Source organism: Microcoleus sp. B4-D4 (assembly GCF_036705185.1).
GTDB lineage: Bacteria > Cyanobacteriota > Cyanobacteriia > Cyanobacteriales > Microcoleaceae > Microcoleus.
The window spans coordinates 1-24,135 of sequence record NZ_JAUBTX010000074.1 but is presented as its reverse complement, the minus strand read 5'-3'; the positions used below and the strand labels follow the sequence as shown (position 1 = coordinate 24,135).

General features: G+C 45.1%; 28 protein-coding genes. 13 read left to right on the top strand and 15 right to left on the bottom strand.

All coding sequences use genetic code 11. The features are described from left to right. Nucleotides 1–79: 79 nt before the first annotated feature. A complete protein-coding gene (locus QUB13_RS29145) occupies nt 80–376 on the bottom strand; it encodes a hypothetical protein (protein ID WP_333388258.1) in 297 nt (98 codons plus the stop codon). A gap of 155 nt (nt 377–531) precedes the next feature. Between QUB13_RS29145 and QUB13_RS29140 the strand changes: the two genes are divergently transcribed. Then, nucleotides 532–855 (top strand): DUF1825 family protein, encoded by a 324-nt coding sequence (locus QUB13_RS29140; protein WP_194065282.1) that lies wholly within the window; start codon nt 532–534, stop codon nt 853–855. A 119-nt stretch (nt 856–974) separates the two neighbouring features. Here the strand turns inward: QUB13_RS29140 and QUB13_RS29135 are convergent, their stop codons facing one another. Together QUB13_RS29135 and QUB13_RS29130 are read right to left on the bottom strand one after the other, a co-directional pair. Then, entirely contained in the window at nt 975–1,109 is a 135-nt protein-coding gene (locus QUB13_RS29135) for a hypothetical protein (RefSeq protein WP_333388255.1), read from the bottom strand. Between the two features lie 21 nt (nt 1,110–1,130). Then, entirely contained in the window at nt 1,131–3,050 is a 1,920-nt protein-coding gene (locus QUB13_RS29130) for a transglycosylase domain-containing protein (protein WP_333388253.1), read from the bottom strand. 341 nt (nt 3,051–3,391) lie between these two features. Between QUB13_RS29130 and tyrS the strand changes: the two genes are divergently transcribed. Genes tyrS through QUB13_RS29115 form a run of 3 tightly spaced genes read left to right on the top strand, consistent with a single transcriptional unit; the run spans nt 3,392 to nt 5,968 of the window. After that, complete coding sequence (gene tyrS / locus QUB13_RS29125) at nt 3,392–4,603, top strand: tyrosine--tRNA ligase (RefSeq protein ID WP_333388250.1); 1,212 nt, start codon at nt 3,392–3,394, stop codon at nt 4,601–4,603. A gap of 42 nt (nt 4,604–4,645) precedes the next feature. Next, on the top strand, nt 4,646–5,356 hold the full coding sequence (pyrF, locus tag QUB13_RS29120; RefSeq protein ID WP_333388247.1) for an orotidine-5'-phosphate decarboxylase: 711 nt from the start codon (nt 4,646–4,648) through the stop codon (nt 5,354–5,356). A 6-nt stretch (nt 5,357–5,362) separates the two neighbouring features. Further along, the gene (locus tag QUB13_RS29115; protein ID WP_333388244.1) at nt 5,363–5,968 is read left to right on the top strand and encodes a hypothetical protein; all 606 of its coding nucleotides are present in this window, start codon (nt 5,363–5,365) and stop codon (nt 5,966–5,968) included. Between the two features lie 14 nt (nt 5,969–5,982). Here QUB13_RS29115 and QUB13_RS29110 read toward each other — a convergent pair whose 3' ends face one another. The 3 genes from QUB13_RS29110 to QUB13_RS29100 all read right to left on the bottom strand — a co-directional run bounded on the left by QUB13_RS29110 (nt 5,983) and on the right by QUB13_RS29100 (nt 8,982). Beyond that, nucleotides 5,983–6,897, bottom strand: coding sequence for a Bpu10I family restriction endonuclease (locus tag QUB13_RS29110; protein WP_333388241.1), 915 nt, complete (start codon nt 6,895–6,897; stop codon nt 5,983–5,985). Further along, nucleotides 6,890–8,158, bottom strand: a complete 1,269-nt coding sequence (locus QUB13_RS29105) for a DNA methyltransferase (protein ID WP_333388238.1) — start codon at nt 8,156–8,158, stop codon at nt 6,890–6,892. The genes QUB13_RS29110 and QUB13_RS29105 overlap by 8 nt, the downstream gene beginning before the upstream one ends. Nucleotides 8,159–8,301: 143 nt before the next feature. Continuing rightward, nucleotides 8,302–8,982, bottom strand: a complete 681-nt coding sequence (locus QUB13_RS29100) for a uracil-DNA glycosylase (protein ID WP_333388235.1) — start codon at nt 8,980–8,982, stop codon at nt 8,302–8,304. Nucleotides 8,983–9,242: 260 nt separating this feature from the next. Between QUB13_RS29100 and QUB13_RS29095 the strand changes: the two genes are divergently transcribed. Both QUB13_RS29095 and QUB13_RS29090 read left to right on the top strand, forming a co-directional pair. Beyond that, the gene (locus QUB13_RS29095; protein ID WP_194068769.1) at nt 9,243–9,914 is read left to right on the top strand and encodes a phosphoribosyltransferase; all 672 of its coding nucleotides are present in this window, start codon (nt 9,243–9,245) and stop codon (nt 9,912–9,914) included. Between the two features lie 76 nt (nt 9,915–9,990). After that, the gene (locus QUB13_RS29090) at nt 9,991–10,251 is read left to right on the top strand and encodes a hypothetical protein (protein ID WP_333388232.1); all 261 of its coding nucleotides are present in this window, start codon (nt 9,991–9,993) and stop codon (nt 10,249–10,251) included. 123 nt (nt 10,252–10,374) lie between these two features. Here the strand turns inward: QUB13_RS29090 and QUB13_RS29085 are convergent, their stop codons facing one another. Continuing rightward, entirely contained in the window at nt 10,375–10,746 is a 372-nt protein-coding gene (locus QUB13_RS29085; RefSeq protein ID WP_333091538.1) for a VOC family protein, read from the bottom strand. A 60-nt stretch (nt 10,747–10,806) separates the two neighbouring features. Beyond that, on the bottom strand, nt 10,807–11,427 hold the full coding sequence (locus tag QUB13_RS29080; protein WP_333388229.1) for a histidine phosphatase family protein: 621 nt from the start codon (nt 11,425–11,427) through the stop codon (nt 10,807–10,809). 55 nt (nt 11,428–11,482) lie between these two features. Here QUB13_RS29080 and QUB13_RS29075 point away from each other — a divergent pair, with 55 nt between their 5' ends. After that, complete coding sequence (locus QUB13_RS29075) at nt 11,483–11,947, top strand: hypothetical protein (RefSeq protein ID WP_333388227.1); 465 nt, start codon at nt 11,483–11,485, stop codon at nt 11,945–11,947. A gap of 319 nt (nt 11,948–12,266) precedes the next feature. Here the strand turns inward: QUB13_RS29075 and QUB13_RS29070 are convergent, their stop codons facing one another. After that, nucleotides 12,267–12,593, bottom strand: coding sequence for a hypothetical protein (locus QUB13_RS29070; protein ID WP_333091387.1), 327 nt, complete (start codon nt 12,591–12,593; stop codon nt 12,267–12,269). Between the two features lie 191 nt (nt 12,594–12,784). Between QUB13_RS29070 and QUB13_RS29065 the strand changes: the two genes are divergently transcribed. From QUB13_RS29065 to QUB13_RS29050, 4 genes are all read left to right on the top strand, one after another. Further along, the gene (locus QUB13_RS29065) at nt 12,785–12,946 is read left to right on the top strand and encodes a hypothetical protein (RefSeq protein ID WP_194068761.1); all 162 of its coding nucleotides are present in this window, start codon (nt 12,785–12,787) and stop codon (nt 12,944–12,946) included. A gap of 130 nt (nt 12,947–13,076) precedes the next feature. Beyond that, entirely contained in the window at nt 13,077–13,358 is a 282-nt protein-coding gene (locus tag QUB13_RS29060) for a hypothetical protein (protein WP_194011298.1), read from the top strand. Nucleotides 13,359–13,711: 353 nt separating this feature from the next. Beyond that, nucleotides 13,712–14,548 (top strand): PHP domain-containing protein, encoded by an 837-nt coding sequence (locus tag QUB13_RS29055; protein ID WP_333091384.1) that lies wholly within the window; start codon nt 13,712–13,714, stop codon nt 14,546–14,548. Nucleotides 14,549–14,811: 263 nt separating this feature from the next. Next, nucleotides 14,812–15,021 (top strand): CsbD family protein, encoded by a 210-nt coding sequence (locus QUB13_RS29050; RefSeq protein ID WP_106149015.1) that lies wholly within the window; start codon nt 14,812–14,814, stop codon nt 15,019–15,021. Nucleotides 15,022–15,467: 446 nt separating this feature from the next. On the opposite strand, the gene xseB is transcribed toward QUB13_RS29050, so the two are convergent. After that, the gene (xseB, locus tag QUB13_RS29045) at nt 15,468–15,695 is read right to left on the bottom strand and encodes an exodeoxyribonuclease VII small subunit (RefSeq protein WP_106149016.1); all 228 of its coding nucleotides are present in this window, start codon (nt 15,693–15,695) and stop codon (nt 15,468–15,470) included. 5 nt (nt 15,696–15,700) lie between these two features. Then, the gene (gene xseA, locus QUB13_RS29040; protein WP_333388224.1) at nt 15,701–16,861 is read right to left on the bottom strand and encodes an exodeoxyribonuclease VII large subunit; all 1,161 of its coding nucleotides are present in this window, start codon (nt 16,859–16,861) and stop codon (nt 15,701–15,703) included. Between the two features lie 106 nt (nt 16,862–16,967). On the opposite strand from xseA, the gene QUB13_RS29035 reads away from it, so the two are divergent. Beyond that, the gene (locus QUB13_RS29035; protein WP_228042135.1) at nt 16,968–17,702 is read left to right on the top strand and encodes a hypothetical protein; all 735 of its coding nucleotides are present in this window, start codon (nt 16,968–16,970) and stop codon (nt 17,700–17,702) included. Between the two features lie 165 nt (nt 17,703–17,867). On the opposite strand, the gene gmk is transcribed toward QUB13_RS29035, so the two are convergent. The 4 genes from gmk to QUB13_RS29015 all read right to left on the bottom strand — a co-directional run bounded on the left by gmk (nt 17,868) and on the right by QUB13_RS29015 (nt 23,026). Further along, the gene (gmk, locus tag QUB13_RS29030; protein WP_194011294.1) at nt 17,868–18,431 is read right to left on the bottom strand and encodes a guanylate kinase; all 564 of its coding nucleotides are present in this window, start codon (nt 18,429–18,431) and stop codon (nt 17,868–17,870) included. Nucleotides 18,432–18,509: 78 nt separating this feature from the next. Further along, on the bottom strand, nt 18,510–18,776 hold the full coding sequence (remA, locus tag QUB13_RS29025; protein ID WP_194011293.1) for an extracellular matrix/biofilm regulator RemA: 267 nt from the start codon (nt 18,774–18,776) through the stop codon (nt 18,510–18,512). A 776-nt stretch (nt 18,777–19,552) separates the two neighbouring features. Next, nucleotides 19,553–21,655, bottom strand: coding sequence for a M3 family metallopeptidase (locus tag QUB13_RS29020; protein ID WP_333388220.1), 2,103 nt, complete (start codon nt 21,653–21,655; stop codon nt 19,553–19,555). Nucleotides 21,656–22,144: 489 nt separating this feature from the next. Beyond that, on the bottom strand, nt 22,145–23,026 hold the full coding sequence (locus QUB13_RS29015) for a hypothetical protein (protein WP_333388217.1): 882 nt from the start codon (nt 23,024–23,026) through the stop codon (nt 22,145–22,147). Between the two features lie 376 nt (nt 23,027–23,402). Between QUB13_RS29015 and QUB13_RS29010 the strand changes: the two genes are divergently transcribed. Next, nucleotides 23,403–23,537 (top strand): hypothetical protein, encoded by a 135-nt coding sequence (locus tag QUB13_RS29010; protein ID WP_255512998.1) that lies wholly within the window; start codon nt 23,403–23,405, stop codon nt 23,535–23,537. The last annotated feature ends 598 nt before the right edge of the window (nt 23,538–24,135 follow it).

Here is a 24,135-nt window from a genome sequence, read left to right as displayed (position 1 = left end):
AGTCATTAGTCATTAGTCATTAGTCATTGGTCATTAGTCATTAGTCATTAGTCATTAGTCATTGGTCATTAGTCATTAGTCATTGGTCATGAGGAAGATGGAAGATGGAAGATGGAACCTCGGCCAACGAACAAGGTGCGGGATTCGGATGAATGTTGGGGGAATTGGGAATTGGAAATTGGGAATCGGTAATTGGTAATTCTCCCCCTCTCCCACTCTCCCACTCTCCCACTCTCCCCCTCTCCCACTCTCCCACTCTCCCCCTCTCCCACTCTCCCACTCTCCCACTCTCCCCCTCTCCCACTCTCCCAGTCTCCCCCTCTCCCACTCTCCCACTCTCCCACTCTCCCCATCTCCCCCTCTCCCATTCTCCCAATCTCCCACTCTCCCCGTCTGCTGTACGGAAATTGCTACTGATTCTTGTGCCTTGAGGGGTAGGGACTTCCTCCGGTAACTGATAAAATAGTATAAAAAGCAGCGGAATTTTTCGCCTAGATCAAAATTAGTTGCATATTAAAAATTAGGAAAGCTATGGGATTTTTTGATTCAGAAATTGTTCAGCAAGAAGCCAAGCTGTTGTTTGAAGACTATCAATCTCTCATCCAACTAGGCGGGAATTACGGCAAATTCGATCGCGAAGGCAAGAAAATGTTTATCGCGCAGATGGAATCAATGATGGAGCGCTACCGAATTTTTATGAAGCGCTTCGAGCTGTCTGAGGACTTCATGGCTCAGATGACTGTAGAGCAGTTAAAAACACAGCTCAATCAATTTGGAATCACGCCCCAGCAGATGTTTGAGCAAATGAACTCAACGCTGGAGCGGATGAAATCTGAACTGGAAAAACAATCATAGGAAGAAGGAAGTTCGGCAACGAGCAATGTACGGGATGTAACGGATGTAACGGATGTAACGGATGTAAGTCCGTCGGAAGATGGAAGAAGGAAGATGGAAGAAGGAAGATGGAAGAAGGCTTATAGACCTAGTTTTTGACTCATGTTCAACTGCCAACTACCAACTACCAACTGCCAACTGCCAAATACCAACTGCCAACTGCCAACTGCCAACTGCCAACTACCAACTACCAACTGCCAACTGCCAACTGCCAACTGCCAACTGCCAACTAATAATTAAGGCCGCTCAAAAGCTGACGCAGGTTTAAAACTTTCTGCGGGAACGCCTTGCAAAGCTTGGCTCATAAAATCTCGCCAAACAGGGGCAACAATCCCACCGCCCGTAGCACCGTAGCTCATCGGTGCGTAATTGTCGTTGCCCATCCAGACTGCAACCGACAACTGCGGCACGTAACCCACAAACCAGATATCCCGTTCTGAGGAAGTTGTACCAGTTTTCCCAGCAGCCGGACGCCCGAGTTGGGCCGCCCTTGCGGTTCCGCTGTTAATCACTCCTTGCAGGGCGCTGTTGACAGATGCTGCGGCCCAGGCGTTGAGCACTGGTTTTGGTTTGGGCGTATTGTCTAGCAAGACGTTGCCGCTGCTGTCAGTGACTTGGACGATAAACGTGGTGTCAGAATGCCAGCCGTTGTTGGCGAAGGTAGCAAAAGCTCCCGCCATTTCTAAAGGAGTCAAGTCAACGGCACCTAATGGTAAAGAAATCACCGGTTCCATCGGACTTCTGATGCCGAGTGTCCGGCAAATCTCAATGACTTTATTCAATCCGACTTCTTGGCCGAGTTTGACGGCGGGAATGTTGAGGGATACTTCCAAAGCTCTGCGGATGCTGACGGCACCGGAGAAGCCGCCGCCGTAGTTTTGAGGGTAGTAGTAGCCGTCGCCGTCGCGGTAGCCGACAGGGGAGTCGTAGACAATTGAATCGGGGGTGTATTTGCCACTAGCAAAGGCAGCGTAGTAGATGAAAGGCTTAAAAGAAGATCCGGGCTGGCGGCGTGCTTGAATGGCGCGGTTGAACTGACTCTTTTCGTAATCGACACCGCCAACCATTGCTTTGACGAAGTGGGTGCGGGGATCGACGGCGGCTAGGGCAATTTGACCTTCGTCGCGGTTGTAAAAAAGTCCTTGGTAATAAAGTCGATCGTGCCACGCTTTGACGGTTTCTTCGGCTATGCGCTGCATTTTGAGGTCGATCGTGGTTTGAACGCGCATTCCTCCCTTAACCACGGCATCTCGCCCGAAACGCCTTGTCAGTTCCTGGACTACGGCTTGCGTGACGTAAGGAACTTGAGAGCCGCCAAAGGAGGTAATTTTGCCGAGCTTAATTTTTTGCGATCGGGCGGTATCCGCTTCCGCCACCGTAATCCATTTGAGATCTTTCATCCGGTTTAAAACGATTTCCTGCCGCTCTTTTGCCAACTTGTAATTGACAAAAGGACTGTATTCTTCGGGGGCGGAAATTAAGCCGGCGAGCATCGCTGCTTCTGAAAGAGTCAAATTATTGGCTGACTTGTTGAAATAGCTTCGAGAGGCTGTCTCTACGCCGTACAAGTTGTGACCTAAGTAGATTTGATTCAGATATAGTTGCAGAATTTGGTCTTTGTTGAGAATTTGCTCCAAGCGGATAGACATTACCGCTTCAGCTATCTTGCGACTGAATTTGGACTGGGGAGATAGAAACAAGTTTTTGACTAGCTGCATCGTCATAGTCGAGCCGCCTTCAACGGTTCTACCTTTCTCTAGGTTGACTATCAGAGCTCGGGCTATCCCGCCGGGGTTGATGCCTTTGTGGGTGAAGAAGTTGCTATCTTCGATCGCCAGAACAGCTCGTTTCAGATTCGGGGATATTTGCTCAAGGGGTACGACATCCCGGTTAGCTTCGTCGTGGATGCTGGCTAGGGGCTTGCCGTTGATATCGTAAATGTGGGTAGTTTCTGTAGGAGAGTAGGTTTGCAAGATGCGAACATCTGGCAAATTGCGGAAACTGATCGCTAGGCCAACCAGTCCGCCAGCGACTACGGAACTGGCTAGCATTGTGATGCTGAGTATGGTTCCGGCGGTCACTTTGCTGACTGACTGAACAAACTCGAATACAGGGGCTGAGTTTTCCGTATGTTTGCGGACTGCGTTAGTTGACACGTGGATTTCACTTCCTCACTCGATTTTGGGCTTAAGATTTGTAATTTTAGATGCGAACTCTGGAGGCTGTCAGTCGATTTTAGATTTTAGATTTTAGATTTTAGATTTTAGATTTACTTGCTGCGGATGAATTTGGGAGTTTGAACTCTTTGTCTAAAATTTGGGGTTCGCCGCGACTGTTGTCGGGGGGTTGGTAGGTGTTTTTGGGCGGGGTTAGCCAAGAAAAGCTGGGTCGCTTTGGGATTATGGTAGCTTGATAAGTGTGTTTGTATGCGTGAATCAGTGAGTTTAACTGATTCCGCTAAGACCGGCAAAATATTATGGTTTCCGATCGCTCCCCTATGATAACTCCTAACCTTTCAGCGCTTTACCGCGGCATCAGCGAGATTTTTCCCGATCGACCTGATTCTAGCAACCCTGACGAAAATCTGGCCCAATTGCTGGCAAAAGTCGATCGCCCGTTGCGAGTCAAACTCGGAATTGACCCCACAGGGAGCGAAATTCACCTGGGACACAGCATTTGCGTCCGCAAGCTGAGAGCTTTTCAGGACGCAGGACATACAGCGGTACTGCTCATCGGAGATTTTACCGCAAGAATTGGCGATCCGACAGGGAAATCTGAAGTTCGATCGCAGTTGACAGAGGAACAAGTGGCGGAAAATGCCAAGACTTATTTAGACCAAGTGCGTCCGATTCTCGATTTTGACACGCCCGGACGCTTGGAAATTCGCTATAACTCCGAGTGGTTGTCCAAATTGGACTTGGCGAAGATTTTGGAACTGCTGGGGACGATGACAGTGCAGCAGATGCTCGCTAAAGAGGGATTTGACAACAGGATACAGCAGGAAAATGCGATTTACCTGCACGAGTTTCTGTACCCGCTAATGCAGGGTTACGATTCCGTGGCTTTGGAAGCGGATGTGGAGTTGGGGGGAACTGACCAAAAATTTAATATTGCTGTGGGGAGAGATTTGCAGCGGCATTTTGGGATGAAACCGCAGTTTGGTTTGCTGATGCCGATTTTGCTGGGGACTGACGGGGTGCAGAAGATGTCGAAGTCTTTGAATAATTATGTAGGTTTGTCTGAAGACCCGCTGACGATGTATTCTAAGTTGGAGAAAATTGCCGATAGTTCGATCGCCCAGTATTTTGAACTCTTGACAAATTTGCCGCTTGATGAGTTGCCCGAAAATCCGCGCGAAAAACAGAAACTTTTAGCTGTGGATGTGGTAAGTCAGTATTGGGGGAAAGCAGCGGGCGATCGGGCCCAACAAGATGCGATCGCGCTAATCAAAGGTGCGACGGGACAAGCTGATGCTGTGGCCGAGTTTTCCTTGGCAAACGTGCAGTTTCCGGCTAAGTTGTTTTATATCCTTAGTGCTAGCGGGCTTTGCAAGAGCAGCGGTGAGGCGCGGAAGTTGATGCAGGGCGGTGGAGTGAAGTTAGAGGGCGACAAAGTTTCGGATGTTAACTTTACCTTTGAATCACCTGCAGAATTATGCGGTAAAGTTTTGCAAGTTGGGAAGAATAAGTTTGTGCGATTGGTGTCTTGAATCTCTTTTTTGACCGCAGATGAATACTGAAGATGAACGCTGATGAACGCTGATAATCGAATTATTGTTGCTTTGGATGTTTCGAGTCAAGAAGAGGCGATCGCCCTGATTGACAAACTCCCTGATGTATCTTTCTGGAAAGTCGGTTTAGAGCTATTTGTGAGTTCCGGGCCGGGGATTTTGGAAATTTTAAAACAGCGGGAAAAGCGGATTTTTCTCGATTTGAAGTTTCACGATATCCCGAATACTGTAGCTGGTGCTTGTCGTGCTGCTGCTAAGTACAATGTAGATTTATTGACAATCCATTCTACTTGTGGTAAAGATGCTTTAAAAGCGGCACAATTGGCTTTGGACGAAGGGGCGGCGGCTGTCGATAAACCGAGTCCTAAATTGATTGCAATTACCCTGTTGACGAGTTTGAATTCGCGACAGTTGGCTTTTGAGCTTAAAATACCTTTAGAGTTGCCAGAATATGCTTTGCACATGGCATTGTTAGCTAAGGAAACAGGATTAGCCGGTGCTGTTTGTTCTCCACAAGAAGCAGAACAATTAAGAATGAGTTGTGGGGATGATTTTCTGTTAGTTTGTCCGGGGGTGCGTCCGAAATGGGCCGATGGGGGCGATCAAAGGCGATCGATGACTCCAAAAGCGGCATTTAAAGCAGGTGCAGATTATCTGGTAATTGGGCGGCCGATTACAGCTTCCGACGATCCGGCGGCGGCTTTTGCGCGCATTTGTGATGAGATTAGATAAACACAGATGATCATCGCAGATCAAATCCCATCAGCGTTCATCTGTGTTTATCTGCTAACATCTGCGGTTGCAAGTCCGAGTTTGGCGGTTAATGTTGCGACAAATTATGCTAAGAGTATAAGTGCAAGGGGGAATGGTTTGTTAGGGCGATCGCCCTGTCCTGCAGATTTAGAAGCTTTAGTCGATCGGCTGTTGCAAGATTTGCCGAGTTATGCTAATCGGGTAATTGCGCGATCGCACTTTTCTCCTAACACTTCTACACCGCCCGGTTACTTGTCCCGTCAAATAATTGTAGCAGGTCGCCCGGAGTTTCAACCGCTACCTTTAAATTTTGAAGATGCGCTTCCTGAAAATACCAATCAAGCTTTTATTACTACTTTAGAAACGCAGTATCTGGGGGGAAAGCGAGTCGAAATTCAGCAATATCACTGGCTGTTTTTAGCTAAAACCCCGAAGGGTTGGGAATTAGTAAAAATTGTTTCTCGGTTTGGTACAGCGGCGGATGTTAGCCCGTTGTTAGCGCCAGAGGGGGAGACAAGCGAAATTGCTGAGGCTATTCGTTTGTGGTTGCGCGATTGTCGTGCAAAAAGAGAAGATAGAACGAAGGATTAAAAAAATCCTTAAAATTAAAAATATCCTCTTGAAAGCACATCTTTTTCATCTAGTTCATCTTTGCCAATCATCTTTTCGATTTCACTTAAAAACCTCATAAAAACTGCTGGTGCGAAGGGATTATCATCGAGATGATTCACAAAAAGAACTCGATTTCTATTTCTTCCTTTTGCGGTACTAAAAGCACTTCTTATATTAGACGATAACCGCTTGGCTTTTCTAAGAATTAAAATTTCATCAATAGCTGTAAGTGATGAGCTTATTGGTGACATATCAAGCCATTCACATAGTAAAAAATACTTGGCTCCTGGCACACTCAATTTTACATCAAGGGCGGTTGCAGCGCCCTCTTGAAACATGGTTTTATCAAGATTTGTTTTACACTCAGCCGCAACATAAGCAATATTTGCCTCGCGGGAAATACTATGATTAAAATCTCGATTGTGAGAAGCTTTCAAAAAAATTTTTCTACTTATTGCAAAATCTTGATCTTTGGATCGAATACTCATCCCGCCGCCCGGTGGACTTGTTTTTAAACTTGACTCAAATCGTAGTGATGAAAAACATTGTGTGGGACCAAAGGATAGTTCTTTGTCTTTTAATGAATCTGCAAAGACGGTTGTAACTAAGATAGGTATAAATTCCTCTATAATTGAATTGTCGAGTTTTAATTGCCCCTTTTGACGGTATAAAAAATCAGTATCACTGTCAAAAATTAGTTCAACATCAATGTATCGCTTATAAGATGTTAGATGAGATACCATTTCTGGCATGACTTTCAAGTCACCACTTATGTTTTTAAGGGTTTCTAACCATTGGTTATAGTGTTCGATTGCGTGTTCAACACGCAGTTTCTCAGTAGTAGGTAGTTTATCGTTATTGAGCAATGCTGCTAGTTTTTCCCCATGTGGTTTAGGTAAATTAAACATAAAGTTCTGCTTTTTGGTGGATTGTTTCAATGGGTTTCCGAGAATTATGCCTATCAAAATAAGGTGAAGGTTGTACTTTTTCAGCCTTATCAATAGCATCTTTAATTTCAGGTTTCACTTCTTCAGCCGCTACGGAATAAGCGGACTCTAATGCTTCTACTGCCAGATTTCGTGCTTGATGTAATGCAAAATAATAGGGTTGATTTTCTAGTTTAACAAAGTGCAGTATATCTTCTTTAATCGTTTTGCCATAGCGATTTACAAAACTTCTTTCTTGACGGATATCTAAACTAATACCCAATACTTGACTAGCGACTTCTGCCACTAACTCTCCGTTAAAAAAAGGAGTGCCTCTAATATTTGATTCTCGACCGACAACAAATATTATCCTACTTTCATGGCTACATATTCTTAACAATTCTTGCAAAGTAGAGGCGATGTCTAAGCAATATTGAATTACAGTTAAAAATCTATTACTTCTATGTTTGCGATTTGAACCAAATTCAGATTTTGCCACCTCTAAAAGTTTCCAGTTTAGTGCTTCAGTAGAAGCGCGATACTGTTGATGATAGTTGAATACATTGATATAAGGGGGAGAGGTGATCACAAGGTTGACGCTGGAGTTTTCTAAGGGAATATTTCGGGCATCGGCGTTGTAGGCATTTATCGGTTTTTCGCTATAGGGTAGTTTAAGCACAAAAGCAGCGATATTTTCCGCAATAGTGAAAACTCTTGAGTAGGTAACTTCTTTATTGTCTAAGTCTAGCAATATAACTAATGCTTCATGTAGAATATTAATAAACTCTTGTTCTCCATCAACTGCTAAATTTACAATTTTCTCTATTACATCATCTTGCGTTAATTTTTTTTGTATTGTTTGGAAAACTGGCATTGTTTCAAATATCTCTGTTTTTAGCCTATTGAGAAAACAATTGATATATTTTTCTCGCTGTCTTGGCACAATATTGATGAATTTATAAATGTTAGCTAGGATTAAAGCTGCTGGGTTGATTTCTGTTCCGTAGGCTTCCATTCCGAATCTTCCGGCTTCATATAAAACTGTTCCACTACCTAAAAATGGGTCAAAAATCACGCTGTTTTGATTGGCATATTTATTAATCAAAGTTTCGATAAACTGGGGAGAAAATTGCCCTTTCCAGGGCAGGGGATTGGTTCTTTGTTTATTTTCAATATCTAAGAGTTCTTGAGAAATTTCTTTTCTATTGATGGGGGTTGCGGTGAAAACATTAGATAAAACCATGATTATAATTTTTATTTGGTGCGAATTTGTGATGAGGGGCGGGTTTATGAGATTGTTGGTTTGAGCCAGAGATTGTTGGTGAACCCGCCCCTACAAGTATTGCGGTTTACCAGAGATGATATAAGGCGTGATTTTTGATTATGTTACCGTTTTAATTCATCCAATTTAGCCTTTATAGCCTGCATATCTTGCCACATAAACCATTTCGGACTTTCCGGTTCGCGGGAAGGATTTCGTAACAAGTATGAGGGGTGGAAAATCGGCATACACAGCCGTCCTTCCCATTCAATCCATTGACCTCTGATTTTACTAATTGGCCGCTTGTCGCTTAACAATCCTTTGAGGGCTGTTGCACCGGTTAATAAAATGATTTTGGGGTCTAAAATGCGAATTTGTTCGAGCAAGTATGGTTTGCAAGCTTCGATTTCTTTGGCTGTGGGAGGACGGTTTTTGGGTGGGCGACATTTGATGACGTTGGCTATGAATACGTCGGTTTCTGCACTCAATTCTACGGATTCTAAAATCTTATCTAGTAGTTTGCCCGATCGCCCGACGAAAGGCAATCCGGTTTCATCTTCGTTTTGTCCGGGCGCTTCTCCCACAATCAAAATTGAGGCTTGAGGATTGCCGCGCCCGATGACGGCGTGAGTGCGGGTGTTGCCCAATTCGCAGCGGTGACAGCGATTGCAGTGCTCGCCGATTTGTTCCATATTTTGATAAGTGCCCGGAGGAATGGGAATTTTGGCATTTACTGGGATTGAGTCGTTTTGGAAGGCGGCACTTTGATTGCTGTCAAAAAGACTGAGTTGCAAGTCGCTGGACATATATTTTACAATTACAGAGATTTTGTTGAGTCTAGAGTTTATAGTTTAGATCGGGTTTTGTGATTTGAGATTGGCTAGATGCTTTTATGCGATGCGATCGGGCACAATTTCAATTTAACACTCGCAAATCTCACAGGACTAGCGACACAGAAACCCGGTTTTTTGGAAAAATATTGGTTTAGCCACGAAGGATCTGCGAATAAACCGAGTTTCTGACTCGTAAATTTCACATTTTTTGTTGAGTTCGTACAGGCAGAAATATGTTGTCTAACCCGTTTTTTGACGATCGCGCCGATGCAGGCGAAAAACTGGCTGCTGCTGTTGAAAACGAGCTCGGCAAGTTGAATTTAACGGCACAAAATGCTGTGAAACCGATTGTTTATGCCTTGCCGCGCGGGGGTTTGCCCGTTGCTGTGCCGATCGCCCGCCGCTTGGGTTGTGCTTTGGATGTGGTTGTCGCCAAGAAAATTACTCGCCCGGATAATTTGGAATTGGCGATCGGGGCGGCAACTGCTGACGGCCATGTTCTCTGGCAAAATCAAAAACAGCCAAGTTTACGCTGGCAAAAATCAGCACTCCAGCAAGCTGAAAATAGCGCTCAATCTCTGCTGGCAGATTTGGCTTCGGGACGACCAAATGTCAGCGCGGCGGGGGCTTTGGCGATTTTGGTGGACGATGGCATTGCGACGGGGATGACGGTGGCTGTGGCGGCGCAGGCTTTGCAGTCGCAGCAACCGGCTGCTTTGTGGATTTGTTCGCCCGTGGCCCCCCATGATTTGATGAGATTTTTGGCGCAAATAGGCGATAAGTCGATTATTCTGGAGACTCCTCACCCTTTTTACAGTGTCAGTCGCTTTTACGCGCAGTTTCCGCAGGTGGAGACGGCGGAAGCTTTGGGCTGTTTGCAGGGACAGATTGAGTGGCGATCGTAGGTTAAGCTAGAAGGCTAAATCTAAAAGCTCGATCGCTACCTAACACATGAGACCTTGGGAATATTGGTTGAACACTGTGATTCTCTCTACTCAGCACAATCCGCCTCGGTTTGTTGAGTTGGTGATGTTGACTTTGGCGATGATTTTGTTGGGGCTGTGGAGTGTAACGTTGCAGTGGCAGTATTTAACGCTGTCTTTGAGTTATATAATTGGTTCGTCTTTTTCAATTTTGGTGCGGGAATATATGGACCCACAACCTCAATTTCAATTGACTCATTTGACTGCTTTGCTATTATTAATTATCAGTTTTTATAGCTTTGCTGAAATGATTAGATAGTTGATATTTTTTTTGAACTAACCGCCAAGACGCTTGAGGCTTTCGCCGCGCGTCAGCGCTAGGATGCAAAGGAAGAGGAGAGATGATCGAGAGTTCACTAATTATTCGCGATTATCCTATATTCTAATGCGGTTGATGCAAAATTATGCGGTTGCCGGCGGGATCGAAGGCATAAATTTCTAAACCGTGTGAGGCTTTGATAATTTCTCCGGCGGGCGGATATCCTAATGCCCAAATTCGGGCGATCGCAGTTTCGATATCGCTGACTTCCAAACACAAACTCATGCCTGTTTTTGCTCGATTTGCAAATTCGGATTTGTGGAAATCTTTGGGTTTGAATATGCCGAGTCGTAAGCCGGGAAGTTGAAATTCGGCATAAGTATTGGGAGTGTAAGGATTTGGTTCTATGTCGAGAAATTTGGTGTAGAATTTGACCAGAACTTCGTTGTCAAGGTCTGCTAAAGTTACTAGGGCGGCGCTGTATTGGAAAGTCATATAAATTGTAATTGGGAATTAGTTAATGAGGAATTGGTAATATTATAACTTTTTATGTATTTAAAATCCTCCAATTCGTCCGACTATTTGGATTTTACCTTGTCGATCGCTTTTGAGAATCACAGCTTCGCCGCTTTGCGGTACAATATCAGTAATCGCGGTAATATTTACTTGATGAGTTACCATAATAATAGCACCTTTTTTGTTGCGATTATCAACAATTAATTTGCGAATTGTTGCTGTTTGTCTGGCTTCTTGGCTGCTGTCGCTAAAGAACGAGTTCAGTGCTGGGAAGGGTTCGACTTTGCTTAAATTTATCAGTTTTGCGGTTTCCAAACACCGACACCACTGACTTGACAAAACTCTGGCAACTTTGATGTTGCGGTTGCGAAATTCGGCTCCGATTTGCTTGGCTTGGGTTCTTCCTTGTACTGATAAATTGCGCTGGGTGGAACAGTCGCCTAACTTAAAGTTAGCAGGATCTCCGGTACCTGGGGCGATCGCGTGTCGCATTACCACCACCAAGCCTGTATCCCCCCGCTGCAACAATTGCCATCCCGCTTGAGTTTGGGCTTTGGTTGCTGCGTCAGAAGTGGCAGTTTGAGTCATTATGCCGATCGACAATACTAAAGCTAGCGAACCGAAAAACCATTTCCTGTTGAGGTAAATCTGTGCTGCCATTGTTCCAGAACTTAGAAATTATCTTATCATATTGTAATACAACAAATATTTCTCTATGGAACTCACAAATTTTATTGCTCTGTCTGTCATTGTTGTCGCTGCGCTGGGGATTGGCATAGGAACAATGACTTGGGCTTACTTCGGTAAGGGCAGCATTTCTGTACTGTTTAAAGAACCAATTTTAAACTCGCCAGAATTTACGGATACTGACGCAGGAAGCAAAGCTGCGGTTTATTTTCAAGCAGGAATTGAGGCCTATCAATTAGGAAATTACCGCAAAGCTCAAGATAAATTTACTAGCGCCATACAACAGGTGGTAACGGCAGAAGCTTACCACAATCGCGGTTTGATTTTTGCGAATTTGCGATCGGACGGCGAAGCGGTGGCAGATTTGATCCGTGCCAGCGAATTATACCAACAGCAGGGGAATATCCCCGCGATCGACACGATCAAACAAAATCTTGCAGCTTTGAAGCAGCGCAAATTAGAACGAGAAAAACAAAAATCTGTAGCGACATAAATTGCGGGAATTACGCAGAAACCCGGTTTTTTACAAAAATATTCAATTGTGCTTTGCTCGTTACTAGGCAGAACCTGGTAACGAGTAACAAAATATTCGATTGTGGCTTTAACTCTCGGTGATAAATCCGGTTTCTTCGGTATTGACGCGCAAGTTTTAAATTAGTGGGTGGAGCCATTCTAATGAAACTAAACCTATGTTTTGCGTCTGAAAAACCCGGTTTTGCGATGTATCGCGTTCGATCCAAAATGTTGAGAAGAAACCGAGTTTGACAGAATTCTTAATTTCTAACATCAAGATGTAACATTCTCGCGAAAGGCTAAATTTTTCTGGTATCTTCGATTTTGTCGATTTGAGAAATCAGCATTTCTCGGCTAGATGCCACAACTCGATAATTAGTAATTGGATCGTAAGCTTCCCACTCTTGAGTGACTTCGCTATCTTGCCACAAAAACCATTCCCGGTAAATTTCGCCGTCGTCAATGTCGCCGCACAAATTAAGCCAATCATCTCCTCCCAGACTCTCAAAATCTCCTCCTACTAAGTCAATCCAAGCCGCTACGATACAAGATTCTATAGCACTATTATCAAAAGTAACTGCCGGAGATTCAACAGAGGTTTCGGGATAGCAAAGTGTGGATTTCATACGCTGTACCTGAATGTTATGTTATTAATTTATAAAAAAATCCTTAACGGTAGGGATCGCACAATGCCACTATCGGAACCTCCACAGTTTGTACCTCAAAAAATCTCGATCGCCAAAACGCTCAAGTGTTGATGGTGTATGACTTTACGGTGCTTTGGGTGAAGCGGCTGCAGAGGCTGATTTGAGCCAATTTGCTAACTAGCACAGCACAAAGCACGCGCTGCGAAGCTATCCGGTGGGGAATCGCCCGAAGATTTCTGGCAAAGGCGATCGCCCGACCCGAAGCGCAGACAGCACGATTGGTAACTGTATACTTGGTAGGTTGGGGAGTTTCCGTACAGTTTTTGTGGTAAAATTAGCTGTTACCGGACTTTCGCAACCACAGCGCGGCGTTCTCAAAAGCTAAGGACGGTGGTGCGATCGCAACTTTTGATTTATTGTTAATTTGACGAGAAGCCCGATCGACCGTTAGGGGAAAAAATTATGGAAGCAACCAACCAAGACAGAATTATCACTCTGACACTCAACTATACCAACGGCAAACAGCAAGAGTTCGAGTTCATTTCGTCAGCAGAAAGGGTAGGAGAGCAAGCAAATTTAGGTACTCGCCTGCACAAATTCTTGACTGCCGATCCAATAATTATCGAATTAGCAGATAAACTTGTAGTTATCCCTATTCACAACATAGAAAGTCTTGAAATATCGCCGATTCCTTCCAAATTGCCAGATGGTGTCTTTCACTCAATGCGAGAAATCCAGAAATAGTTAAGCTGTTGAGCCTGCAGATTTAAATTTTATGGCGGGCTTACCCACTTACCAGAAAGTAGAGTTTTAATCAACAGAAATATCCCAGTTAGATGATGTTCGAGCGATCAACCTAATATTAGTTCGCAGTGCGGAATGCGATTCTGCAGCATGAAAGCGGAATGCGAGCGAGTCCGCACTACAAACCGTTTTTGTGATGGCGATCGACTGGATACGATATTAAAGAGGCGGAAACTTATTACAACTAAATTTAAATTAAAAATAATTTATTGTATTGTTTGAAGTGAGGATATATGTTCGATGAATGATGAGAATAATTGCAGGTTTCCCAGACTTTAACATACCCTAAAAAAATGCTAGAACTCCACTGTCACACAACTTATTCCGACGGTACTCTCACCCCAGCCGAACTCGTAGCAGCCGCCGCTTCTTCGGGGGTTCGCGCCTTGGCCGTCACCGATCACGATACGATGTCGGGTTGGGATGAAGCCTTCGCCGCCGCTGCTTTGCACGGTATCGAAATAGTCCCCGGACTCGAACTCAGTACAGTGCACAACGGTCGATCGCTGCACATTCTAGGTTTTTATCCCGATGCAAATAAGTTGCGCGTTCCTTTGAACGATCGCATAAAAGGAAGATTGAGGCGATCGCAAGAAATGGTAGAAAAATTAGCAGCACTGGGATATGCGATCGAACTACCAACAACATCCCCAGGAATGGCACCGGGAAGGCCTCACATTGCCTCTGCGCTGGTAAAAGCTGGTCACGCCAAATCATCGCGGGAAGCCTTCGATCGCTGGCTGCGAGACGACGGCCCCGCCTACGTGCATTACGAGAAATTCTCGATCGCCCAAGGCATAGATTTACTCAAGAGTTGCGGCGCAGTACCGGTGTGGGCGCACCCTTATTTATTTCGCGGCGGCGCTGTTGAAGAAGTGTTGAAAGAATTAGTAGATGCGGGTTTAATGGGAGTCGAAGTATACCATCCCAGCCACAGTTCCAGCCAAATGAAAAAATTAAAAGATTTGTGTCTTGAATACGGTTTACTGGTAACTGGTGGCAGCGATTATCACGGCCCAGAACCCGAAAGAAATGAAAGAAAAGGTGTTGAAACTACACAATTGAATATGCTGCACATACCGTTAGACTTGCTGGAACCGATTAAGGTTGCTGCGGCGAGTTTGAAGTAATAACTGTAGGCTGCGTCAGTTTAAACCGGAGTATATGGGAATAATCAAGTCACTCTAACGCACCTTATAAGACCTCGCGATCGTTCTGTAGGGTGCGTCAGTTTATATAGCGAGTCAATCGAAATAATTAAGTCATTATGACGCACCCTACTAAAAACCACTCGCAATCAAACACAACATAAATTAATGTGAAGTTAGCGATAAACTTCAGTTGAGCTAATGTTAGGATAGCAATAACGTTTAACTACCCAGCGGAGCTGATTATGAGTGTAGAAGACAGGGCAAAGGCGATCGGCAAAAACGTAGAAGGCAAAGCTCAGGAAATTTTCGGAAACATCACCGGAAACAAAAAAGACCAAGCTGAAGGCCAAGCAAAACAAGCGGAATCCGCCGCCCGCCACGCAGCAGAAGATGCTAAAGATGCTGTGAAAAATATCGCAGATAAAGCTAAAAGAGCGATCGACAAATTGTAAGCTGTCGGGCATCTAGATTGTATTTTTGGGGCAGGCTTTCTGGTCTACCCCACAATAATTTTATCAAACTTGAATGTCCTTCGACTCCCTTCAGTAACCGTAAGATCGTGTGCTAACAAGTTTTCCGAACTTAGGTATAGCCTTTCTGTGATCTCATATGAGGTACTATCCGGGATAGGGCGTAGGCCAAACCGGGCATAGGGCACACCTCACTTTTGTGAAAACCGCTATCTCAGTATCGCAAACATGGTGTTGTAAAACTACAAAATCTTATAGTAATTATATCGTTTCCGCTGGCATCGGAATGATTTAACCGGCGCTAGAACACAGAGTACACAGAGTCCGAGAATATATATCTGAATCATTCCGATGCTACCGGATTTGACATCACTTATCCAATAACGAATCAACATATTTCATCCACATTGATCGGCGTTCGCCTGCGCTTAAAAGTCTGGTTCTTTGGCTAAAAGCTCGATCGCCAATTCCATCCGATCCTTCCCCCGCGCCAGAAAACCTTCGCACTCCTGCAAACACTCGACAGCCACCGCAAACTGCTCGAAAACCTCCTCTAGTGGCAATTCTCCAGATTCCACCCGATCGATAATCGCTTCTATGCGATCGACCGTTTCCTCATAATTCCAGTCAGACTGGCGCAACTTCGACTTAACCATAGCATTTATTCTGCATCCAGCACTTCTACAATCTTAACTTTCAGCACCCCCCGACTCAACCTCACGGTCAATTCGTCTCCCAATTCTAAACCGCCAGTTTCGCGGACAATCCTACCGTCAGCTTGCATTACCGCCGCATAACCCCTTTCCAAAACCGCCGCCGGATTTAGGGCTGCTAACTTTTCTTGCAATATTTCCAGTTTACCAGTTGCTTGCCGCAAAGTTCGCGATGTCGCAGGCAACCGTTTTAGTCGGTTTTGTAACTGTTGCAAATGTTCTGATTCTGTCTGAAATCTGGCTTTGACAACACTTGCTAAATTCAGCATTCTTTGCTGGTGTTCCGAGTAAATATCTGCTAAAATTGGTACGGCTTGGGCCGCTGCGGCTGTCGGAGTGTGAGCTCGTTTATCTGCTACTAAATCGGCGAGAGATTCGTCTCTTTCGTGTCCGATTCCTGTAATAATTGGAATTGCACAATTGGCGATCGCCCTGACAACTCTTTCATCATTAAAACAAGCCAAATCCTCCGCAGAACCGCCGCCCCGCGCTAAAATGATCGCATCGGCCCTACCGTCCAATTCTACACGCGCGATCGCCCTAGCAATTGCAGCCGGAGCCAAATCTCCCTGCACCAAAGTCGGCGACAGCAACACCCGCAAACCCGGATATCTCTGCGCTAGAGTGCGCTGAATGTCCCCCCACGCAGCAGCGCTATCCGATGTCACCACCGCCACAATTTGCGGGTGTGCGGGAATCGGGCGCTTTCTGGCGGGATCGAAGAAGCCCTCAGCTTCCAAGCGCGATCGCAATTGCTGCAACCGCAAAGCATCCAATCCTTCCCCAGCCGGTAGCGATTGCACAACTGTCAACTGATACTCGCCGCGATTTTTGTAAACCCGGATGCTTCCAAAAACCAGCAATTGCTCACCTTTTACGGGTAACTTCAATAATTTTTGCCACTGAGAATTCCACGCCACGCAGCGAATCGCAGCGCTTTTGTCACTGTCGCAGAGAGTGAAAAAGCAGCCGCTGGCGTGCTGCGAAACGTTGGACACCTCGCCAATCAGCCAAACCGATCGCAGGTGGCGATCGCCCTCCAGCAACTCTTGCAGGTATGATGTTAGTCCGCCCACCGACAACGTTGTCTCAGGAAAAATTGAATTCATCTAACAATTTGAGATTTTAGATTCTAGATTTTAGATTTAGGTTACTATATTTAAGGTAATTTGTGCGGGTTGATTTGGCGATCATATATTAGTTGTAAATAAATTAATGATATCAGATGTCATGACTTCGATGAATGTGCTGCGGCAAGAGGCTGCGGCGATCGGCATTACCGATGCCGAAGCGAGAAAATATGGCGATCTCCGCCATAAAAGAACTTGGTCTTTGGCGATCGAACATCATCTCTCGATGCAAGATTTTGCCGTTGGCGAAGCCCTCGAAGAGGATCGCGCAGAATCCGATTCTTCCCGCGCCATCAAAGACTCTCAGCCCCTTGAGTTCAAAGACTGCGGTATTCAGCTAACGGCGAATCTGGGCGAATCTCCATTCAAAATTGAGAACCGCACATCACCTCTGGCTTCGCCACCACAGTCAGGAAGCGCGATCGGACAGCCCAACAATTCCGACCGCCTCAGCCACCAAAACCGAGGCTTTAAACAAGTAGTTCAAAACCACATTAAAGCCTTAACAATTGCCTCAACATCTCGCACAATTCAGATCAATTCACAAGTCAGCAATTGGGTTTGTCCTGAGTGCTATCCAGAGGTTGAATCGGGTTGTCACCTGTGCGCCGGAGAAGGCTATATAAGCGACATTGCAGCTATTGGCTGGACACTAGCTTATATGGAAATGTTGGGCTGTTCTGCTCGCGAAATAGAACCTCTGCGAAACTTTTCCTCTTCCTTTAATATTCTGGAAATTAATTTAAAAATTTGTGTTGCTGTCAAAAAAAGTACCGAAGTTTTAGCGCGTACAGAAAAATGGGTAATTGGTAATTGGTAATTGGTAATTGGTAATTGGTAATTGGTAATTGGTAATTGGTAATTGGTAATTGGTAATATAGCCTTTTTCATAAACTCGATGAGGTACTATGCGGCATAGGCCAAACCGGCAAAACCGGGCATACCTCACCACGCTTGATAACCGCTATATCAAATTATCATCAAATCATTTCCTATCGCTGACAAACAATACGGATTCTAGTCCTTTTAAAGCAAATTCTAAATCGTCATTAACAACCTGAAAATCGAATTCTCCCGCCGCTTCAATTTCCTCCTTGGCCCGCAGCAATCTCCGGGCGATCGCACTTTCAGAATCTTGACCCCGACTCCGCAGCCGCCGTTCCAATTCTTCCCAAGAAGGAGGTAAAATAAAAAGTCGCAAAGCCTCTGGAAACTTATTTCTAATTTGCCTTGCTCCTTCGAGTTCAATTTCTAAGATTACCCATTTTCCCTCACCAATGCCCTGTGTGAGAGCAAAATAGGGAGTACCGTAAAGATTGCCGGCAAACTCGGCCCATTCTGCTAACTCGTCAGCCTCAACCATTTGTTCAAAACGGCTGCGGCTGACAAAATAGTAGTGTTTTCCCTCAATTTCTCCCTCGCGCGGTGTACGAGTTGTGACGGATACCGAAAGACATAATTCGGGATGGCGATTGAGGAGCGATCGGACTAAGGTGCCTTTCCCCACACCGCTAGGCCCAGTCAGAACAATTAATTTACCGGATTTCATTTTTAGAAGAGAAACTCGTAACAATTTAAGCTTTCGGTTACTGTATACTGTAAGTGCTCAAATTGCAACTGATAAACATCAATCATCCCGAACTTGACTGTCTTTACCGATCGCAAAACGATTAGCCACCGTTTCCGGCTGAATCGCCGAGAGGATGACATGACTCGAATCTGTAATAATTACCGCCCTCGTGCGGCGGCCGTAGGTAGCATCAACCAATTGTCCGCGCTCCCGCGCATCAGTAATTATACGCTTAATTGGTGCCGATTCGGGACTGACAATGGCAATCACTCGGTTAGCCGACACAATATTACCAAAACCGATATTAATTAATTGAATATCCATGAAAATCTTAAATTTTGGGTGAACGAGTAACCATCAATCTTTACTTATTATCATATATATCAAAGTTTTTTGACAATACAATTTTTGAATTTTTACCTGCTTTCTTTCTGTTTTTTGAGTCGCCGTCCCACCGTCTTTATCAAAACTTTAAAAAACTAGCGCTGTTAACCGCTTATATTAAAGATTTGGTAAAATCCAGGTTTTTTAGTTGCCAATAAAAGCCTTAGCTGTATCGAAAAAACAGCCCGTAAATATTGCAAAATATAAAGTTAACTTCTAGTTGATGGAAATTAAGTATAATCACTGATAGATTACAGCAAATATTTGGAAAGGGCAGTTTATACTGAAAGTATTAACACTGATGCTGCTTTGATGAGCCTTCAACCTAAGCTAAAGTCGGCTGGCGATTTCTCAAGAGGGATAGCTGCGCCTCTAAATTGCATATTGAAATTGTCGAAAGGAGTGTGGGGTGTCGGGTGTAGGGTTGGAGCTTTCGGAGCGTGCAAATTAAATGCCGGTTAGCTGATGAAGTCCTGACTACAAACATTTGAATTCAGGAAAAAACCGGGATTAATCCAGATACATTCACCCGTATTAATCCCGGTTTTTATATCGTTTCCGGCTGCATCGAAATAATAAAATCGAGTCAGCAGTTAACACTCAACTATTCAGTTTTTCGACCGCGAGTCAACAGTCAACAGTCAACAGTCAACAGTCAACAGTCAACAATCAACAGTCACCTGACGGTACAACCAGGATTGATATTCCACAGTCGATTAAGCCGCAACTAAACCGCTGTGTCTTAACAAAGCCTTAGTGCTAGGTTCGCGCCCCCGGAAAGTTTTAAACACTTCCATCGGGTGCAAACTGCCGCCCAATCCCAACACAGTCTCGCGGAAGCGTTTACCCGTAGAGGCGATCGCATCTTCATCTTCCAAACCAGCCTCCTCAAACGCCGCAAAAGCATCAGCGCTGAGAACTTCCGCCCATTTATAACTGTAATAGCCCGCCGCATAACCGCCCGCAAAAATGTGTCCGAAAGCGCACAAAAATGCGTCTTCTTTCAGAGGAGGTAAAACAGTCGTAGTTTTAGCGATGCGATTGCGGACATCCGCCACAGTTTCGCTACCGCCCGACTGGTAGCGGTGGTGCAATTCGATATCGATACTGCTAAAATGTACTTGTCTGAGCATGACGCTACCGCTCATGTAGTGGCGCGCTGCTAGCAGTTTTTGGTAATAGTGTTCCGGTAAAGTTTCCCCGGTTTCGTAATGCTTTGCCATCCCGAACAAAGTAGCCCGATCGTAACACCAATTTTCCATAAATTGACTGGGCAATTCCACCGCATCCCACTCAACATTATTGATTCCAGAAGCCCCCGCATAGTCCACCGTTGTCAGCATATGCTGCAAACCGTGACCGAATTCGTGAAACAAAGTTTCGACTTCCAGAAAAGTCATTAAACTCGGTTTTCCGTCCACCGGAGGACTTTGGTTGCACACCAAATAAGCCACCGGCAACCGCGTGATGGTTTTTCCCGCTTCCACAAATTTAGCGCGCACCACGCAATCGTTCATCCAAGCACCGCCGCGCTTTTCTTCTGGGCGACTGTAGGGGTCTAAATAGAAATTGGCGATCGTATTTCCGGCTTCATCATCTATTTGGAAATAGCGCACATCTTTGTGCCACACAGGAGCTTGACCGTCCGCCGCCGTTACTGTCACGCCAAACAGCCGCTTTACTAATCCAAATAAGCCATCCAATACCTGTGGCAGAGCAAAATAAGGGCGCAATTCTTCTGCACTAAAAGCAAACTTTTCTTCGCGCTGCCGTTCCGACCAAAAACCCATATCCCAGTGCTTCAAATCCCCGGATTCCGGCGCACCTTTGGCCGCCGCAAACGCTTTTAACTCTTCTAAATCTTTGACAGCAGCACTGTAACTAGCTTGGCGCAATTCTTCTAACAAAGCTTCGACTGCTGCAACGTCGGGAGCCATTTTGGTCGCCAGACTCAATTCGGCATAACTGTTAAAGCCGAGCAAGGCTGCTTTTTCCTGGCGCAGTGCTAAAATGCGATCGGTCAAAGGCCAGTTATTCAACTCTCCACTGCTGGCTCTGCTGATAAAAGCTTTGTACAACTTTTCGCGCAACTCGCGGCGAGTGCTGTGCTGCATGAAAGGGCCGTAACTGGGGAAGTCTAAAGTAATCCGCCAAGGGCCGTTTTCGGCATCGGCATTTTCTGCACCGGCACTGCGAGCGGCTTGGGCTGCTAAACTCAACAAACTCGGCGGTAAACCGTCAATTTCCTCTTTGTTTGTGAGGGTGATGCTGAAAGCTTTGGTAGCGTCGAGGACGTGATTGGAAAATTGAGTAGTAATTTCGGCCAATTCTAATTGAATGGCATTAAAACGCTCTTTTTGTTCGCCTTCTAAACCCACGCCGGAGAGTTGTGCATCTCGGAGAGCGGCTTCGACAATTCGCTGTTGAGCTGACTCTAAGTTGTCCCAATTTTTGTTGGCCCGCAGCGCTTTAAAAGCTTCGTAAAGCGGTTTGCTTTGACTGACTTTGCTCCAAAATTTTACTACTTCCGGCTGCACTGTTTCGTGGGCAGATCGCAATTCCGGGCTATTTTTCACCCCCATCAAATGTCCGACAATGCTCCAGCTCCAATTTAAACGCTCTCCGAGCTGTTGTAAGGGTTCTACTAAACCGCTCCAAGTCGGCTCTACAGAGGCTTCTAAGGCAGCTAGCGAGCCTTCTAGCTCGGTCAGCAGTTGGGTAATGGCTGGGATTACGTGCTCTGGGGCGATCGCGTCAAAGGTCGGCAATCCTTGGCCAATTAGTAATGGGTTATCAGGAATATTTACGGTTGCAGTCATTTAATTTTATTCTAACTGGTTGAAAACAGATGAACTAGACAGATTACCTTTTAATTTTGTAACACAATTGTCGAAAAATTTGGACTCTAGCCGGCAGATGGGGAGAAGAGGAGAGTGCGAAAATCTTCCTTCTGACTGATGACTTAGGGAGCATCTGGTATTTTGCATTATAGTGCGAACATCCCCGAAGAGCGTATTGTACAACTCGCTATTCGGGGATGCTCGCAATACAAAAAAAATGCTTTTTGCAAACCTGAGATACTCCCTTCACACAGATGAATTTCAACTTTTGAGAGTGAATGAATAGAATCTTGTCTGCTGATAACTAGCCTTCCGCTTCGCGAGTGGCTAAAATGACTAATCACTAATGACTACCATTCGACTTCGCTCTTCGGGTAAAATGACTAATCACTAATGACGGAAAGCGAGCGGGGACAGCACTAATGACTAATGACTACTGACTACTGACTACTGACTACTGACCACTGACTACTGACTATTTTCTTGCGTGTGCTGCAACTGCTTTACTACCGAGATTAAACGCTTGAGGTGAGGTTTCACAACTTCTTGTTGCTCGTGTTCCAAACGGTAGATTTGAGCTTGGACTGCAGACAAATCGGGAGTCGATTGGTGCGGGGTAGATTGCAGTTGGCTTTGCAGATTTGCCATGACTTTCTGGATTTCCAAGAATCGACTATTTACTGCTTCCCATTCGTCTTGGGTGATAGCAGTTTCTGTCAAGCATTTGGTCGCGGTTTGCAGTTTCTCTATCGCGTCTTCCACGGCTTCGAGATTGGCCGGTTGGCCAACGGATAAATCTTGCAGTTGTTGGCTCACTTGCTCGCGGACATTGAGCACGGCAGATGCTACGATTTCTTGCAAAGAAGCTACCGATTCTCCCAAACTCAGCAACTGCCGCTCAATGTCTAGAGACTCGTCAAAGCCTTCTGTTCTAGGTAATGCAGCCATTTGCTGGCGCAGCGTTGCAATATCTCCTGACAACTGCTTCCGCAATTTTACAATTACCGTCACCGCCGTTTTTTCGACTTTATTTACCGAGTTTTGGACGCTGGCGAGTTCCGAGTTTTGATGAACCCGCACTTGTTGCTCGAATCGATATCGGTTAGCAACATTCAGCGACAAAGCCAAAGTGAGGGGCGCTACTCCGTAAAAAGCTTGACCCGACAGTGCTACCGCCAGGGAACCGACTCCAGAGGCCGCCAGAGAGGCGTATTCTGCTAGTTCCAGCCAGTGTCTTTGAGGAAAACTTGGCCTTAAGTGGTTTCTAGCAGAGGGGTTTGGCTTCCGCACGGCTCTTTGGGTCATAGTATTTTCTCGTTGTTGGTAAGGTTGCGAGACTGGGTGAAGCATTGATTTATATCCTTTTTTCAGTTATATGTTTTAGATTATTTCGTGACACTCTTCTATTTTTACCTTATTGAGTAGGTTAAGGATAACTGGTATATTATTATGTATTTGGGATACCTAGGCGCGATCGCCCGCCATTGGGGCTGTTAAACGGTAAAACCCAGCGCGCCCTCTATTTTACAGGAGGCGGGTGCGATCGGGTTTGGGCGATCGACCATCGCTACAAAAGCCAGTCGATTTTTAGATTTTAGATTAAAAATGCCACCTCATGAGGGCGATCGGAGTTTTGAGCCGTTCTGGAGTTGCATTTTTGTTCCTGCATTGGTATAATATATTCTTGCTCAATTTCCCGGAACCAATTTACAGCAAAAATTGACCGATGAACTCAGAAAAACCAGAAATTGGCGATCGGCTAAAGTCTATTTTCAGTATCGCAATCTTTATCATTCTCGTACTCGCAGTCGGCTTTTTAAGCGTGAATTTTATTTTAGCTCTCTATGCAAAATTTGCTTAAAATTAGGACTTACCCACGGGGGCCCATAAACCGGGTTTTTTGCGAAAATATTTCGTCGCAGCCCGCAAACTCGGCAAAAGAACAGGTTTCTTTAGTCGGAGTGAGTCCCAGACTATTTGAGATTCCCAAATTCTTCAAGAAGTCTCGAATCTTAAGCACGAGATCATTTGTTTGGATTGCATTCTCCTTCTTCCTTCTTCCTTCTTCCTTCTTCCTTCTTCCTTCGGCTATAATTTCAACTGTAAAGATTGTGGTCTGGGTCTAACCAGACAATATAAAAAACATTTTCACTAAAAAAGCCGTGCACCCTACCGTATTCGTTAGCAGATATTTGAAATTGGTAGGGAACATTTGTGACAAGTTAAGAAAAAGTGCAAATTGTCAAGGGGGTAGACTTGCAAGAGGTAAAATAGGATGAAACCTTGACCGGGTAAGCAGTTGAGCCATAATTGAACCAGTTTATGAGTAGCAAAAAACGCATCAACCGAGATCATGCAAAGAAAAAAAATCTCCTCAAGTAGCAATACTTCGGACAGTTTTTAAGCAGCGAGAGTACCATAGGATAGGACTGATGGAAGGTTAGGGTGATTTAAAATTA